This is a genomic window from Labilibaculum filiforme (genome assembly GCF_002843315.1).
Lineage (GTDB): Bacteria > Bacteroidota > Bacteroidia > Bacteroidales > Marinifilaceae > Labilibaculum > Labilibaculum filiforme.
Genome location: NZ_MVDD01000001.1, coordinates 563,711 through 581,406, shown reverse-complemented (window position 1 = coordinate 581,406; position 17,696 = coordinate 563,711). Strand labels below are relative to the sequence as shown.

General features: G+C 38.1%; 10 protein-coding genes. 5 read left to right on the top strand and 5 right to left on the bottom strand.

Annotated elements, in window-relative coordinates; genetic code table 11:
• Window positions 1-340 precede the first annotated feature (340 nt).
• The 4 genes from BZG02_RS02590 (at window position 341) to BZG02_RS02570 (ending at window position 8,094) form a co-directional block, all read left to right on the top strand.
• Complete coding sequence (locus BZG02_RS02590) at window positions 341-1,558, top strand: aminotransferase-like domain-containing protein (RefSeq protein WP_101259842.1); 1,218 nt, start codon at window positions 341-343, stop codon at window positions 1,556-1,558.
• Window positions 1,559-3,142: 1,584 nt separating this feature from the next.
• Window positions 3,143-5,173: a molybdopterin-containing oxidoreductase family protein gene (locus BZG02_RS02580; RefSeq protein ID WP_101259840.1), complete on the top strand. Its 2,031-nt coding sequence runs from the start codon at window positions 3,143-3,145 to the stop codon at window positions 5,171-5,173.
• A 202-nt stretch (window positions 5,174-5,375) separates the two neighbouring features.
• Window positions 5,376-6,743 carry a 4Fe-4S dicluster domain-containing protein gene (locus BZG02_RS02575; protein ID WP_101259839.1) on the top strand — a complete coding sequence of 456 codons (1,368 nt, stop codon included), beginning with the start codon at window positions 5,376-5,378 and terminating at the stop codon, window positions 6,741-6,743.
• Between the two features lie 178 nt (window positions 6,744-6,921).
• Window positions 6,922-8,094: a trans-sulfuration enzyme family protein gene (locus BZG02_RS02570; RefSeq protein ID WP_101259838.1), complete on the top strand. Its 1,173-nt coding sequence runs from the start codon at window positions 6,922-6,924 to the stop codon at window positions 8,092-8,094.
• A gap of 248 nt (window positions 8,095-8,342) precedes the next feature.
• Here BZG02_RS02570 and BZG02_RS02565 read toward each other — a convergent pair whose 3' ends face one another.
• The 4 genes from BZG02_RS02565 to BZG02_RS02550 all read right to left on the bottom strand — a co-directional run bounded on the left by BZG02_RS02565 (window position 8,343) and on the right by BZG02_RS02550 (window position 13,018).
• Window positions 8,343-8,939 carry a hypothetical protein gene (locus BZG02_RS02565; RefSeq protein ID WP_101259837.1) on the bottom strand — a complete coding sequence of 199 codons (597 nt, stop codon included), beginning with the start codon at window positions 8,937-8,939 and terminating at the stop codon, window positions 8,343-8,345.
• Window positions 8,940-9,492: 553 nt separating this feature from the next.
• Complete coding sequence (locus tag BZG02_RS02560; protein ID WP_101259836.1) at window positions 9,493-10,866, bottom strand: DNA recombination protein RmuC; 1,374 nt, start codon at window positions 10,864-10,866, stop codon at window positions 9,493-9,495.
• A 128-nt stretch (window positions 10,867-10,994) separates the two neighbouring features.
• Window positions 10,995-11,765, bottom strand: a complete 771-nt coding sequence (locus BZG02_RS02555) for a UDP-2,3-diacylglucosamine diphosphatase (protein ID WP_101259835.1) — start codon at window positions 11,763-11,765, stop codon at window positions 10,995-10,997.
• Window positions 11,766-11,863: 98 nt separating this feature from the next.
• Entirely contained in the window at window positions 11,864-13,018 is a 1,155-nt protein-coding gene (locus BZG02_RS02550; RefSeq protein ID WP_101259834.1) for a TlpA disulfide reductase family protein, read from the bottom strand.
• A 333-nt stretch (window positions 13,019-13,351) separates the two neighbouring features.
• On the opposite strand from BZG02_RS02550, the gene BZG02_RS02545 reads away from it, so the two are divergent.
• Complete coding sequence (locus tag BZG02_RS02545) at window positions 13,352-14,281, top strand: bifunctional riboflavin kinase/FAD synthetase (RefSeq protein WP_101259833.1); 930 nt, start codon at window positions 13,352-13,354, stop codon at window positions 14,279-14,281.
• Window positions 14,282-15,244: 963 nt separating this feature from the next.
• Here BZG02_RS02545 and BZG02_RS02540 read toward each other — a convergent pair.
• The gene (locus tag BZG02_RS02540; protein ID WP_101259832.1) at window positions 15,245-17,686 is read right to left on the bottom strand and encodes a sodium-translocating pyrophosphatase; all 2,442 of its coding nucleotides are present in this window, start codon (window positions 17,684-17,686) and stop codon (window positions 15,245-15,247) included.
• Between the last annotated feature and the right edge of the window lie 10 nt (window positions 17,687-17,696).

The window sequence follows — 17,696 nt, the reverse complement described above, 5'->3', positions numbered from 1 at the left end:
AGTTATCAATTATCAATTAGTAATTAAGAATTCAGAATTACACCCTTTAGTCTGTAGGCACTTCCCCTTAAAAAGGGAAGATTCTAAAATTGAAATAGGATGATGAATTTAAAATTCTCCCTTCTTTAGGGGATCCCAAAATTCGGGACGAAGGACAGAGGGGTGTTTTTATAATACCCCAAACCCCTAAAGGGGCTTTTACCTCAATATTGCAGAGAGCTTTAACCGAAGCGATAAGTCCCCTTTAGGGGATTTAGGGGTAAATTAAGGAAAGACTGAGGGCCTCACTTTAAGTGAGACTCACAATAATAAGATTTAAACAATTCATAATTATAAAAATATGATCAGCGATTTAAAAGGAACTTTTTCTCAAATCAGTAATAATAACAAACGTTCAGCTATTCGTGAAATTTTGAAGCTGACTCAAAATCCCGAGATTATTTCATTTGCTGGAGGACTCCCGGCACCAGAATCTTTTCCGGTTGATGCACTGGACAGTATTGTTTCGGATATGTTGCGCGAAGAAGGAGCTGCAGTTTTACAATACGATGCTACCGAAGGGGTAAGTGAGTTAAGAGAAGTGCTTGTAAAAAAGTATCGTGCCGAGGGAATTCAATGTTCTTTAGATAATTTGATTGTTACTACCGGATCGCAGCAAGGATTAGATTTGGTCGGGAAAGTTTTTGTAAATCAGGGAGATGTTGTGATTTGTGGCTTGCCATCTTATCTGGGTGGAATAGGTGCATTTCAGGCTTACGGAGCTAAAATGGAAGGCGTGCCAATGGATGAGCAGGGCATGAGTGCCACCCTTTTAGAAGCCAAGCTGGAAGAACTAAAGCAACATGGCATTAAGCCAAAATTTATCTACGTAATTCCTGATTTTCAAAATCCAACAGGAATCACCATGCCCGAATCTCGCCGTTTAGAAATTATTGCTTTGGCTCATCAGTACGATGTGTTAATAGTGGAAGATTGTCCGTATCGAGAAGTACGATTCGAAGGAAAACCACAGCGCTTAATGTATCAGTTAGATCAGGATAATCATGTAATTACTTTGGGTACTTTCTCAAAAATATTTGCTCCAGGATTCCGTATTGGATGGGTATTGGGACCAAAAGATGTGAACGAAAAAATTGTGGTAGCCAAACAATCGGCTGATTTGTGCACCCCAACATTTGTGCAAAAAATCGCAGTTCGCTATATGAATTCAGGAGTGTTCGAAGAAAATCTGCAAAAGACAATCGATTTATACCATCAGCGTAGAGATGTGATGTTGGAGCAGTTGGAAAAGCACATGCCTAAAGAAATAAAATGGACTCGTCCCGAAGGAGGAATGTTCCTATTCATTACACTACCCGAACACATGGATGCTTTGGAGCTTTTCCATAAAGCGATCGAAAAAAAGGTAGCTTTTGTAACCGGAAATGTGTTCTATTGCGACGGCGGTGGAAAAAATACCATTCGACTAAATTTCTCCTACGTAAACAACGAAAAAGCAATTGCCGGAGTGGAACGTTTGGCTGATATTGTGAAAGCAGAAATGCTTGTGGAGGCTTGAGAAAAACCCCAGCTAAAGCAGGGGGTAAAGAACATGAGAATTATTGTGTGATTTATGGATAATTATTGGATGTTTTATGCTTTGCCTCATGTATTGCCTCGGGTTTCAACCCGAGGATTTTGAAAATGTGTATGCAGATTGCCCTAGCTAAAGTAAGGGACAATTGATGAATCTAGATCTTTTGTAAATTCATTATTTGCCTCTGGCTTCAGCCTGAGGATTGATAAAATATATTGCCCCAGCTAAAGCAGGGGACAAAAGGGTATGAGAATCATTGTGTGATTATTTGATAATTTATTTTTGTTGATAAATTGCCTCATGTATTGCCTCGGGTTTTAACCCGAGGATTTAAAAAGTCGCGAAGAATTGGTTGATAGGAGAAGAAATGGACTTCCGCGACGAAAAAGATCTGATGTTGTTCATCTATTGCCTCTGGCTTCAGGCAGAGGATTGATAAAATATATTGCCCCAGCTAAAGCAGGGGACAAAAGGGTATGAGAATCATTGTGTGATTATTTGATAATTTATTTTTGTTGATAAATTGCCTCATGTATTGCCTCGGGTTTTAACCCGAGGATTTAAAAAAGTCGCGAAGAATTGGTTGATAGGAGAAGAAATGGACTTCCGCGACGAAAAAAATCCGATGTTGTTCATCTATTGCCTCTGGCTTCAGACAGAGGATTGTAAAAATATATTGCCCCAGCTAAAGCAGGGGACAAAAGGGTATGAGAATCATTGTGTGATTATTTGATAATTTATTTTTGTTGATAAATTGCCTCATGTATTGCCTCGGGTTTTAACCCGAGGATTTAAAAAAGTCGCGAAGAATTGGTTGATAGGAGAAGAAATGGACTTCCGCGACGAAAAAAAATCGATGTTGTTCATCTATTGCCTTTGGCTTCAGCCAGAGGATTGTAAAAATATTTGAATGCATTGCCTGAAAGGCATAAATATTTCAGCCGAGGGCAAGGCCCTGGGATTAATTTGGATTTGTAAATCCGTCGCGAAGAATTGGTTGATAGGAGAAGAAATGGACTTCCGCGACGAAAAAAATCCGATGTTGTTCATCTATTGCCTCTGGCTTCAGACAGAGGATTGTAAAAATATATTGCCCCAGCTAAAGCAGGGGACAAAAGGGTATGAGAATCATTGTGTGATTATTTGATAATTTATTTTTGTTGATAAATTGCCTCATGTATTGCCTCGGGTTTTAACCCGAGGATTTAAAAAAGTCGCGGATTATCGGTTGATAGGAGAACAAATATACTTCCGCGACGAAAAAGATCTGATGTTGTTCATCTATTGCCTCTGGCTTCAGGCAGAGGATTGTAAAAATATTTGATTGCATTGCCTGAAAGGCATAAATATTTCAGCCGAGGGCAAGGCCTTGGGATTAATTCGGGTTTGTAAATCCGTCGCGAAGAATTGGTTGATAGGAGAAGAAATGGTCTTCCGCGACGAAAAAGATCCGATGTTGTTCATCTATTGCCTCTGGCTTCAGGCAGAGGATTGTTAGATAGCATTGATGTAAGGTTTTTATTATTTTTTTGAGTAATTTTTCGCAGAATTTAACGAATCTCTTTCATGAAACTAATTTCCTCTGCTTGTCCGCGAAACTGTTATAGTACTTGTAGCATAAAAGTTCGGGTAGAAAACAATCAGGTTACCGGTATCGAAGCTCATGCAGGAAATCGGGCAACCCCCGAAGGCCCTTGCATTAAAGGTTTGGCTTATGTAGAGCGAGCCAATTCCAAAAACCGGATTTTGTATCCGCAAAAGCGTGTAGCTACGGGAAAATACGAACGTATTTCTTGGGAGGAAGCTTTAAATACCATCGCCGAAAAACTAAGCCATTGCAAAGAAAATTTCGGTCCTCATTCCATCTTGTATTTTGCAGCAAGTGGCATGTCGGGATTGTTAAATGGGGTGAGCACCAGTTTCTGGAAACTATTCGGAGGAGCAACCACCACCTATGGTAACCTATGTTGGCCGGCAGGATTGGAAGCTACCCGATTAACAATGGGCGCGAACAAGCACAATGCGCCTTGGGATTTAGAGCATGCAAAATTGATTGTTTTATGGGGAAAAAATCCTGTTGAAACCAATATTCAGGAGATGATGCCTATTGAAAAGGCACAGGAGAAAGGCGCACAATTTGTGGTTATCGACCCAAGAAGAACGCCATCTACCGAACGAGCAAATTCTTTATTTCAAATAAAATCGGGAACCGATGGAGCTTTGGCTTTGGGTTTGGCTCGCGAAATCATCAAAAATGATTGGATCGATCACGAATTTATAACGCAATATGTATTGGGTTTCGAGCAGTTTAAAGAGCGGGTAGAAGCTTATACATTAGAAAAGGTATCGCAGATTTGCCGAATCTCGGAAGAGGCTATTCGCAACTTAGCCAAGCAAATAGGAACCATTAAACCCATGACCTTGATTCCGGGTTATGGCTTGCAACGATACGAAAATGGCGGTCAGACAACTCGTTGTTTATTGGCCCTTTCGGTGATCACAGGAAATATTGGCAAACCAGGAGCTTGTTGGCATTATGCCAATTTGCAAAGCTATGTTTTCGACGATTTAAAGGAACCAGAATCGTACTTTCCAGGTTGTGAGCATCCTAGTTTCCGTCGAAAAATAGCTATGGCAACATTGGGCAACGATTTATTAAATATCAAAGATCCAGAAGTGAAATTTATTTGGGTGGAACGAGGAAATCCTCTTTCGCAAAATCCGGATACCAATTCCATTCGTAAGGCATTTCGCAAAGCAGATTTTCGCGTGGTGGTAGAGCAATTCATGACCGATACGGCTTATGAAGCAGATATCGTATTGCCAGCTAAGAACATGTTCGAGCAATCGGATATTATCGGTTCTTACTGGAATCCTTACGTTCAATTAAAACAAAAGGTACTCGAGCCTGCCGGCGAAGTAAAGCCTGAAACAGAAATATATTACCTGCTGGCCAAGCGTTTGGGCATGGATGAGGATGCAATCAGTAAAAACCTTCCTGAGCCTACAGATGAGGCCGTTGAAGAATATTTGAATACTTTTTTAGCGAAATTTCCCGAATTGAGTTTGGAGGAATTAAAAAAAGGACCGCAATTGGCGAATTCTTTCGAGGAAATTCCATTTGCCGATCATCAATTTCCAACTCCATCGGGCAAAATAGAATTGTATAGCGAGCAGGCTCCTAACTTGTGGGGCATTGATGCTTTGCCCGATTATGTGCCATTGCCTGTTCAACATGAATTTCCTTTGCAGTTGATATCCCCCAATTCTAAAAATAGAATTCATTCGCAATTTGGAAATTTAGAGGTCATCAAACAATTCGAACCTGAAGCCTATTTGTACGTTCACCCCTTGGATGCAGAGGACAGAGGAATCTCGAATTTAGAGCAGGTAGAAATGTTTAACCATCAAGGAAAGTCGAAAGTAAGAGTGCAGTTCGATTTGGGTTTACGGCAAGGAAATGTGGTGCTTACCAACGGACATTGGGGCATAAATGGTGCCGCTCCGAATTTGTTCACCACAGGAAAAGAAACAGATATTGGGCACGGAACAGCCTTTCACAATACTTGGCTTGAGATAAGAAAAATTAATAGGTAGTAATTAATAAGAGATCAAAGGTTTCTAAAGTTGATAATTGTTTCAAATATCCCGGAGGGATTCAACATAAATAGCCATGGGTGAAACCCGTGGTATTGTAGATGTAAATTAAATCGTCGCAATGGTAAATCTTAATAGTGGTTGTATTGCTGTATGCGACGAAATAGGTGGATCTTTTACAATGAAATGGAAGTAAAATAATATGGAAAAGAACTCATTCATATTTGACGTAAATAAATGTGTTGGCTGTATGGCTTGCGTTGCAGGTTGCAGCATCGAAAACGGCACAGATCTATTGGTGAATTGGCGGGAAGTAAACTGTCACAATAAAATTAAGCATCCTGGTTTACCAGTCTTTCATTTTTCATTGGCCTGCAATCATTGCGAAGATGCACCTTGCATGAAAAATTGTCCGGCACTGGCTTACAGCCGTGATGAAAAAACTGGCGCTATTATTCATCATGCCGAGGCTTGCATTGGTTGTACCTATTGTACTTGGGCTTGTCCGTACGATGCCCCAAAATTTAACGAAAGCACTAAAATTGTTGAGAAATGCAATTTTTGTGTCGATCGAATCTCTGAGGGAAAAAATCCAGCATGTGTAGATGCTTGTCCGGTTGGCGCCTTGTCGTTCGGCCGGGAAGATGTCATTGAGGAGAATTATCTTACTCCTGGTTTTGTAAATATGGGAATCAAACCATCCATTCAGCTAATTCCTTTGCGGGAAGAGCATTCTACTCCGGCAATAGAAAATATAGATGCAGTGGAAATTAGTGCGGAAAAATTAGAAAGTTATCTGCCAAAAATAAAATCGAAAGTCTCGTTAGATAAAGAATGGACACTGGTATTGTTCACCTTGGCCGTTGCCGGATTAGTGAGTTGGCAGGCAGCACATCTATTTGGAATGATAGAAATGCCATTAGTTCCTTTTGCTGTAATTTCGATTTTGGCTATCGCCTTAACCTCTTTGCATATTGGCAAGAAGTGGCGCATGTGGCGATTCATCCTCAACCTAAAAGGCTCTTGGCTAAGTCGTGAGATTTTCTCTTTCTCTGCATTCTTGGGATTAACAGGTTTACAAATCATCACTCAAAACCAGATGCTTGCTTATGTAGCCATGGCCTTTGGAATTTTCAGTCTGATTTCGGTAGATATGGTCTATAAATTCCTCACGCGAAAAGATGAACTTGTGGTTCATTCTGGAATGGTAAGTTTAACAGGAATCCTATTTTTTGCGTGGCTAATCGAAATGCCAATTTTAGTAGAATTGATTCTTCTACTAAAAGGAAGTTTATACATTTGGAGAAAAATAAGTTTGAGAAAGAAAAAGGAGAACTACTTTCCAGTTCTATCCAGCATACGAATTCTTTGTTTGTTAATTCCATATGTTCTTTTGGATTTGCAATTAGCATTGAGCTTGCCGGTTTCTTTAGTCATCTTATTTATTGGTGAAATCATCGATCGATCAGAGTTTTACTATGAATCGGATGTAATCACGCCAGAGAAAGAATTGAATGAATTGCTAAAGGAGAAAGGTAAAAGGGGTAAGGTAAAAGTAATAAAAAGATAGAGTTTGAGAGTTCTCCCTTTTTGATGGGAGATCCCGACAGGGAGAGGGGTGTTTTAAAGTTTCAATACCCCAAACCCCTAAAGGGGCTTAAAAAAGATAAATTGTTACCCAACTGGGATAGTCCCCTTCAGGGGATTTAGGGGTAGTTAGAAATTAATATACGTCAAACCACAATACAATGAAGAAAAAAGAAATCAACGCATCGCACACGCCACTTTACCGCGAAGCTGGCTTTAATTTACAAAACTCAAAACGAGCTCAGGCGGCTTTTTCTGCCGAAGCAGCAAATAATCATGAGCCAGACGACTATATCTATTCCAGATATAGAAACCCAACCGTTGTAGCTACCGAGAAGCAGATTATGGAGTTGGAAGGATGCAATTGGGCTTTGTTGGTAGAAACAGGAATGGCTGCTATTGATGTTGCAGTATCCGTTTTTCAGCAAGGAGCAGCAACTCGTCCTTGGCTGTTTTTTCATGAAATTTATGGAGGCACCAATTCCTTTATCGATACGGTTCTAATCAAAAGAAGAAATTTAGATGTACACCGCTTTTATGCCAAGGAAGGTTTATACGACTTTGTAGAACTCGAGCGAATGCTAAAAGAGATTCAACCAGAATTTTTGTATTTCGAAGCGGTCTCGAATCCAATGCTGATTGTTGCCGATGTAAAACGAATTATGGCTTTGGCCAAGCAGTACAAAGCGAAAATAATTGTCGACAATACTTTTGGAACGCCTTATTTATGGAAACCTTTGATGGATGGTGCCGATTTGGTCATTCATTCGGTAACTAAATATTTGAGCGGACATGGAAATATTACTGCCGGAGTAATTTGTGGTAACGATAAGGAGCTACTGAAAGAAGCCATCGAATATCGCAAATGGGCAGGTCACTTCTTAAGTCCTGATGATGCTTACCGGTTGGGAACACAACTAAAAAGTTTCGAATTACGCTTCGATCAACATTGTAAGAATGCTTTGGAATTGGCGCAGTTTATGGAGCAACATCCTAAAATTGAAACCGTTTTATATCCTGGATTAGAATCTCATCCAACCCGAAAAGAGGCTGTGGCTTTGTTTGCCGATAAAGGCTTTGGTGGAATGATTACCTTCGATATAAAAGGCGTTTCTGATGAGGATAAAAGAGAGAAATGCGATCGCTTTATTGCAGCTTTGGAAGAAACCATTCCATTGGTTCCAACACTGGGCGAAGTTGATACCATTTTACTGCCGGTTGAACCTGTTTGGGGAGCAAAATATCCACTGCCAGGTGTTATTCGATTATCAGTTGGTATCGAAAATATCGAAAAATTAAAAGGCTTAATTGGTGGTGCCTTGGAAAATATTTAATCTGTGAGGATGTCCAAAAAGTAAAATTTCACTCGAAAACGTCATGTTGAGCGAAGTCGAAACATCTGTTTTTCAAAGATAAAAATTCTTCGACAAGCTCAGAATGACAATAAGATTGAACTTTTTGGACATCCTTTTTTTTATGGAGATGTTTTAAGGGTATTGCTGGCTCCGACTCGTCGGGATTAATTGAACTAAACTATCAAACTGTGTATTATCGTCCCTGATAATTTCGTTTTTGCCAAGTGTTATTTTTTATCCTCAAATAACCGCTCCAAATCATCAAACAGAATTGAATCATTTTTTGCAGAATCAGGTAATGTCACTGGTTCTTTGGGGATTATAAGAGGTTTATAATAACCTTTATCAAAATAGATCTGATTCTTAATTTTCGCAATGAAGCGTGAAACGTCAATAATGTCCATTAGTCCGTATGTGAAAAGATTTAATGTGTCTTTTCTATTGTGAATTATTTCAAATCTTAAAGAAGGCTGATGGTCTGGAATAGTATGTTTTTGCAATTTAAAATAAAGGGTTTCAAAATTCAAACTGTCTGACTTATCATACTCGTATATTCGTTTTTCGTAATCAACGTTTCCATCAAAATCATCATTTATTGAAACTTGAATAAATACACTATCATTCTTTTTAGTTATAATGTCTTTCTCATATCGTTCACCATGGCATATACTCAAATTCGAGTAAACAATTATGGTGTCTAATTCCGTCATTAATTCAGAGAATTTTTCAATGTCTCGAACTAAATTAAATGATCTATCATTGGTTTGACTATAAACCAATCCACTTGAAATTGAAACAAATACGAATATGAAAAAAGCTTTCATTTTTGCAATTAATAATTATTGGTAACGTAAGTGTAAAGCACACCAATGCACTTTCCGCCAATGAATCTACAAAACAATAATCCCTAAACAAAAGAAACAAGTTGATTATTTTACATGGCTTTATTTTTTTTGCAAAAAGGAGAGTGATATTCGGAGTATTGCAACTGACTTTGGTATATTTTGGTAGGTAAAAACGAAAATTTAGAATGCCTATCGGGCGAATTGATTCCTGATGGATGCTTCTATACTTCTGTTGCTCGATTTGAGTCTTCTGTTGGTAAAATGGTGCTCCTGTTGCTCGATTTGAGTCTCCTGTTGGTAAAATGTTGCTCCTGTTGCTCGATTTGAGTCTCCTGTTGGTAAAATGTTGCTCCTGTTGCTCGATTTAGGTCTCCTGTTGCTCAATTTGGGTTTCCTGATGCATAAATGACCCTCCTGATGTAAAATCAGTCAGCAGATTTAGGGCTTACAGCACGTTTGCCTTTTATTTATTGATACAAAAAAAGGGTTACGACCCATCGCAACCCATTTTATATATTTTTAATAGCGTGAATTATTCAGCAATTGCTTCGGTATCGTTCATTCTATCGATTAAAGATTGAGGCAGTTTCTTTTTTACTTTGGCACCCAATTCGCGAATGTTTTCAGCTCTTCGAACCATGTTTCCGCTACCATCATATAGTTTTTTCATTGCATCCAGATAGCTTTTCTTCGAGGTCTCCATCTGGTTTCCCAACTTTATCATATCCTCCACAAAACCAACAAATTTGTCGTAAAGCAAACCACCTTGTTTGGCAATTTCCAGCACGTTTCTGTTTTGTTGTTCCTGTTTCCAGATCGAAGCAATAGTTCGTAAAGTTGCCAGCAAAGTCGAAGGACTCACAATTACAATTTTATTGTCCCAAGCATAGTTAAAAAGCTCCTGATCGTACTGAACGGCCATCGCAAACGACGATTCTATTGGCATAAACATCAATACAAAATCCGGAGAGTTTAAAGAACTCGAACTTTGGTAATGCTTTTCGGCCAATTCTTTCACATGAGCTTTCATCGAAACAATGTGTTCCTTTTGGAATTTCTCAGCATCCACGTCCCCAATCGAGTTTACATATCGCTCATAAGCAATCAGCGATACTTTCGAATCTACAATCACATGTTTTTCTTCGGGAAGATGAATAATTACGTCAGGCCGAATGGTTTGTCCTTCGCTGTTTTGCATCACCACCTCACGATCGTATTCCTGTCCTTTGGTTAAACCCGATCGTTCTAAAATTCGTTCTAAAACTACTTCGCCCCAATTTCCTTGTTTTTTTACATCGCCTTTTAAAGCTTTGGTTAGGTTATTGGCTTCATCACTAATTTTCGAATTCAGATCGTAAAGCTTTTTCACCTCTTCCTTCAAACTAATTTTATCGCGCAATTCGCGATCGTAAGTTTCCTCCACCTTTTTTTCAAACGACATTAGTTTCTCCTTAATCGGGCTCATTATATCGCTCATATTCTTCTGGTTCGAAGAAGTAAACTCTTTTGTGTTCTCCTTTAGTATTTTGGTGGCGATGTTTTCAAATTCGGTGGTGAATTTTTTCTGAAGTTCTTCCAGCTCTTGCTTTTGAGTCGTTAATCGTTCTTCCAAATTTTTTCGCTCGGTGGCGGATATAGAAACAGAGCGAGTCATATTTTCATTCTTTAGGCGCTCAACATTCACAGCCTCATTTAAGTCTGTTTTTTCTTTTAGCAGGTTACTGGCACGTTCTTCCAAAACCGAAAGTTGGTGCGAAAGCCCACTTTTTTCGGTAATAAAAGCATTCTCCTGTTTCAATAACTCTTCACGATGAAGCACTGCTTGATGCGCAACCCTTTTTCGCAAAATTAACCAAGCAATAATTAATCCTTTAGCAATTCCGATTGCGATGTATAATATTTCCATTTTTTATATTCTATTTGTAGCAACCCAGTATGCTACATCTTTACATTGGTTTATGAGATGAAGCGTTTTATTCTTTTTTGTCTTCGCGAAAACCCTTTGTGTTCTAAGTGTTTAGTATTTTGTTTTCCTTAGTAGCCAATTTTTGGTTTTTCGTACTCCTTCACTTCCATATTTTCGCCATCAAACACCGCATAGGTAAAATGAGTAACCCAATCGCCGGTATTAATGTATCTGCTTTTTCCATTCAAATCAACATCCGATGGCCAATGCCTGTGCCCAAAAACAAAGTAGTCGAAATGTTCTTTTTTCAGTTCATCCTTAGCAAAAAGCACCAACCATTCTTTGTCCTCTCCACGATAATCATCGGCCTCTACTTTTCCATCTCTAAGTCTGCTGTGTCCCGACCATTTGTGAGCTAACCAAATCGATAAGTTAGGATGAATACGGGCAAAGGACCATTGTAAAAAAGGACTGGTAAATATTTTCTTTAGAATTTTGTAATTTTTATCGAAAGGTCCCAGTCCATCGCCATGTCCAAGAAAGAATTTTTTGCCTTTAATTTCCGTTTTCACGATATCCCGATGAACAATTACGCCAACTTCGGTAGGTAAATAATCGAATACCCAAATGTCGTGATTGCCGGTAAAAAAATGCACAGGAATACCAGAGTCGGTAATTGCTGCAATTTTACCCAATACACGTGTAAATCCTCTTGGCACTGCACGCTTGTATTCAAACCAAAAATCAAAAATATCTCCCATCAGGTAAATGCATTCCGCATCATCTTTAACCCAATCGAGCCACTTTACAAATAGTTTTTCGCGTTCGCGATTGTTTCGTAAAGCAGGAGCTCCCAAATGTACATCCGATGCAAAGTATATTTTTTTCTTTTCGTTCATATCAAATATTCAAGTACTTAAAGTGCCTAAAGTACAAAAGTAACGAAATTTGGTATTTCTACTTAAAGGTACTTTAGGCACTTTAATATTTTAATTTCTTACTTCACGTATTGGGCAATTTTTTCCTCTAAAGCCAATCCGAAAAGGTTTTTTCCAACAATTTCTCCTTTTTGATCCAATAGGTAGTTTGCAGGAACTTGTTGAATGTTGTATAGTCTGGTAGCGTTTACACTACCAGTTTTCAAATCGCAAACATTGGTCCAGTTTAACTGATCTTGTTCTATAGCTCTGGTCCATAGTTTTTCATCCTGATCAACAGAAACCTGATAGATTTCCAATCCTTTTTTGTTGAATTTATCGTAAACCTTTTTCAAGTTAGCATTCTGTTTGCGAGAATTAACATCTTGTGATGCCCAAAAGCTTAATACAATAAATTTTCCTTGTAACGAGCTTAAACTCACTTCTTTTCCATTGGCATTTGGAAGGCTAATATCTGGAAAGTTACTTCCTTTTTCTTGAATCAGTTGAGACATTTTTAGGTTGCCCAAACGTTTTTCAAGATCCTCCAAATTACTTAAAATTGCCTTGGTGTAATCGTGTTCAGGATACAAAGCTTTCATCGATGAGGCAACAATCTTAACAAACTGAATGTCGCCGTTTTCATTCAAAGTAAAAGTCTTATCGTCTAACTTCTGATACAAAGCCATATAGCTCGATAGCGAAGTGGCATTTTTCATGATAAAATCAATAGAAAATTGTCTTTGACTTTGAAGAGTTTCAACATAGCTGGCCAACAAATTTTGTGAAATGCTAGAGTAATCTGCATCGTTTTTCTTTTCTTCCAAATCTTTACGGATTGATTCCAGCTTATCTTTGGTTTCGTTCAGTTTATCATTCAGCTCCTTTACTAATTTCGAGCCTTTTGAGCCTTCAACGATATAATCTTTCCCCATATTTTCGCTTTTGCTATAAACAAGAACGCTTTCGTTAGGCTCTGCTAATAAGGTAATTAATTTACCATTGGAAAGGCGCAATAAATAAAAATCGGGTTTGGTGCTTTCTTCTTTAAATCTAAATCGACCTTCTTCATCTAATGTAATTGAGTCTAATACTTCGGTACCAGAGGTATTTAATCGGTCGAAGTACAATACTTTACCTGCGGCATTATCAATTTTGCCTTCAACTTTAACTAGGTCTTTTTGACTACAAGCCCATAATAATAGAATTGGCAGGGCTAATAATAATTTTTTCATAGGAATAGTTTTCTGTGTTTACGTTCATTGGTTCTATTTGGAAACTAAGCGGGAAATTTACTAATAATTTCCTGTATAATCATTATAATTTCCGGCTCTGCATTAATTTGTTCCCCGCAAAATAGAAGTAGCTTACTTGCCTTATAAAGGCATCTTTTTTGGTCAATCATTTGTCCGAAATTTATTTCGCTGGGCTTAGGCTAAGTTTGTTCTTTAAATTTTCATATTTTTGCAGTAACAAATTAAGAGGTATTCTCAATTGATTAGCGATATTAAGCGATGCGATAGGGGGGAAGGAACGAGAATATTTTAATAAGATAATTTTGCCAGCACATGAAAATATATACGGATTTAAAAAAATTCTCCGCAATTAATCCAGTTGTAACTATTGGTACTTTCGATGGGGTTCACCTTGGACATCGCAAAGTGATTCGTCGCTTGCAGGAATTAGCGCAAAAAGTGAATGGCGAAACGGTAATTTTCACTTTTTATCCTCACCCACGATTGGTGCTAAATCCAGAGGATAATGGCTTGCGATTAATCAACACTTTAGAGGAGAAAAAGGTATTACTCGAAGCTGCTGGTATCGATCATTTGGTCGTTTTTCCGTTTACAAAAGAATTTTCCAAATTAACTTACGTTGAATTTGTTGAGAATATTTTGGTGAAACAATTGGGAATGAAATACCTGGTGGTTGGGTACGATCATCGTTTTGGGCACAACCGAGAAGGAAAATACGAAGACTTAAAGATTTTTGCCGATCAATTAAACTTCAAAATTGAGCGTCAGGATGTGCTCAATATGGATGCTATTAATGTAAGTTCTACGAAAGTTAGAACTTCGATTGCCGAGGGCGATATACAAATGGCGAATAAATATTTGGGGTATCGGTTTTTTATTAAAGGCGATGTTATCAATGGAAAAAAGTTAGGACGTACTATTGGCTTTCCAACCGCAAATATCGATCCACAGGAAAGTTATAAATTGGTACCCAAAGATGGCGTGTATGCTGTAAAAGTAGATGTGGATGACAAACGGTACTTGGGAATGTTGAATATTGGCGTACGACCAACTGTAAATAATCAATTGGATAATCGATCCATAGAAGTTCACATTTTAGATTTTGATAAAGATATTTACTTCAAAAATATCACGATTCATTTTTATCAGCGCATTCGAAACGAACAATTGTTTGCTTCTCTCGATGAGTTAAAAGCACAGTTGGCGAAGGATAAAATTGAGGTTGAGAGGTTGTTGGGTTAAAATATCATCAAATTTTCTTCGAAGTTTTTTAATATACCCCTTCCGAGAGGAGATAAAGGGGGGCTAGCCTTATAGCTGTTTCGTATTATTCATCTTTTTTTTTGTTTTATATTTACTTCTATTCAGGAAGAGAAGTAAAGGGTGAGGTTTTCTAAAAAAAATACTATCCATCAAAATATGACAGATTTTAGAGGGTAAGATCTTATTTCAACTCCCGAATCCTTCCTAAAATCAGGCTTTTAATATGAAAGATCGCAATTTTTCGAGAATGTGGATTTGACATTGAGTCCGGAGATCGGGACCCACTTAGTGAAGTATTCGTTAGAAATAAAAAGCTGTTGGAGCGTAGCGAGTTCTTTTTATTTAGAATACAAGCTATTTGTGGGTGATTGAGGACGTTGTCAATGATTTTTTGTTTACTTTTTCATCCAAGGAAAAAGTAAAAGCCTGTCCGGCTAAAGGACAAGCAAAAATAACAAGGTTCATCCCTTGTTATTGAAAAACTTTAACACTCGAAGCTATTCTAACTTTTATTTCCCAGATTTTTAACCTCCTACGATCTACTTTTTGCTATTCCGACGCAAACGAGAATTGCTTCCAAATATTTTTTACATGCGTTTACTGCCACATTAATATCCCAGGCTTGCATTCGCTGTACTCATTTACCCCAGGCAATCATATTTGAGCTCCCGATAAGGATCGGGACTGAGAAAAAAGTGATCACAAAGGACAATTGTAAAATACTTCCTTTTTCGGTTGACCAAAATTTATATCTGATTTTTAACAAGACCCAAAATAATCTCCTGATCCTTTTTAATCCCCCTTTCGAGAGGCGATAAAGGGGAGTGTGAAATTATTGGATAATATTCTCTTGTTTATCCTGTGAAAGGGCGACTTAAGAATACAAAAAAAAACATAAAATTAACCCCGAAGAAATTCTTCGGGGCTTTATCTGTATTTTTTTTACTTAGTTTTTACGCCTTTTACTGGAATTCGCATTCCGTAGAAAGAGCGGTACACAAAGAACAAACCAATTACTAAGAAAATAACTCCAATGTAAGGAGCGTAGTTCATTTCTCCGGTTTTATCCGACTGAACGATTAATTCAATAGCAATTTCGGCTGCCAACAATCCAAATAAGGTAGAGAATTTAATGATTGGATTTAAAGCAACCGATGAGGTGTCTTTGTAGGGATCACCAACCGTGTCGCCAATAATTGTTGCATCGTGCAAAGGCGTATTTTTTTCTTTTAAATCAACCTCTACCACTTTTTTAGCATTATCCCAAGCGCCACCAGCATTGGCCATATACATGGCCTGAAACAAACCAAAAATTGCGATAGAAATTAGATAGGCTACAAAAAAGTTGGGACTGAAAAAGGCAAATGCTAAGGTTAAGCAGAGTATAACAGCAAAAATATTCCACATTCCTGTTTGTGCATACTGCGTACAAATCTTCACTACATTTTTCGAGTCCTCAATGTCTGCTTCCGTTTTTTCTAAATTGATATTTTCCTTAATGTACTCCACCGCGCGATAAGCTCCAGTAGTTACTGCTTGCATCGATGCGCCCGAGAACCAGAAAATTACTGCACCACCGGTTATCAAACCAAGGATTACCGCTGGATCGGTCAATTGAATTTGCAATAAGGATTCGCCATTGGAAAGAATGGTTCCCTGCAGCAATAGAATAATTGCAAAAACCATGGTAGTTGCACCAATAACTGCAGTTCCAATTAAAACTGGTTTAGCCGTTGCTTTAAATGTATTTCCTGCAGAATCATTTTCTTCCAGATTGTGTTTTCCGGTTTCAAAATTTGGCTCGAATCCAAAATCTTTCAGAATTTCTTCTTTTATATTGGTAATTTTTTCGATCTGCGACAACTCAAAAACCGACTGAGCATTATCGGTTACCGGACCATAACTGTCAACAGCAATGGTTACAGGTCCCATTCCTAAGAAGCCAAAGGCGACCAAACCAAAGGCAAATATGCCCGGATAATCCCCAAATATTGCTATGTCCTGAACGGTATAAAATGCAACAGCCATTAAAGCCATCATTACCATCCCTTTCCAAAAAGCCGAGAAATTACCAGCTACCATTCCCGAAAGAATAGTTAAGGATGCACCACCTTCTCTCGAGGCGGTTACTACCTCCTGAACATGTCGGGAGCTCGAACTGGTAAATGCTTTTGTTAACTCGGGTATGACTGCTGCAGCAAGTGTTCCGCAAGAAATAATTGTGGAAAGTTTCCACCATAATCCATCGGGTAAATCCGATATTAGAAGATTACTAAGTGCATAGGTTACAATAATCGATATCATCGAAGTAATCCATACCAAAGAAGTTAATGGCGCTTCAAAATTAAAATGATCGGCTTGACTGTATCTAGCTTTTGCAATGGCTTGATTTATTAGATATGCGAAAACCGAAGTGAAAATCATGAGTACACGCATAGCAAAAATCCAAACAATAAGAGTGGATGCAAAACCTACATTTGGAATTAATCCAGTTTCTCCAAACATTAAAATAATAAAAGTAATTAATGCAACTCCAGTTACACCATACGTCTCGAAACCATCAGCAGTAGGACCAACGCTATCGCCTGCATTATCTCCAGTACAATCGGCAATTACACCTGGGTTTCTTGGATCATCTTCTCCAATTTTGAATACAATTTTCATTAAATCGGCACCAATATCAGCAATTTTGGTAAAAATACCTCCTGCAATTCGCAGTGCCGAGGCAGCTAATGATTCTCCAATTGCAAATCCTACAAAACAAGCACCTGCACTATCTCCAGGTATAAATAGTAGAATTGCAATCATCATTATTAATTCAATACAAATTAAAAGAAGACCAACACTCATTCCTGCCTGTAAAGGAATAGACATTACCTCGAAAGGCTTTCTTTTTAATGCAGCAAAAGAGGTGCGACTATTTGCGTAAGTATTTATTCTGATACCGAACCAAGCTACTCCATACGAACCTAATATTCCCAGTACAGTCCATAGCAGAATAAGCATGGTTTTGGGAATAGATACGTGAGCCAATCCTATAAAATAGTAGGATATCGCAATTCCGATAATCAGAAAAAGTATGATTAGAAATTTACCTTGTTGCAAAAGGTAAGTTTTACAGGTTTCATAAATAATGTTCGAAACCTTAGCCATCGAATGATGTACGGGAAGATTTTTAATTCTATTAAATTGAACCAGTCCAAATAGTAAACCCAGAATAATAACTACAATGCCATAAAATAGAAGGTTCCAACCATTTACACCACCTAGTCCGTAAAAAATACTCTGATGCAAATCGGGAACAACTAAGTCTGCTTCGCTGGCAAAGCTCGCGAAAGGAGTTAAGAATACCCCGAACACTAGTAGTAATAATGCTTTTTTCATAGGATAGGAT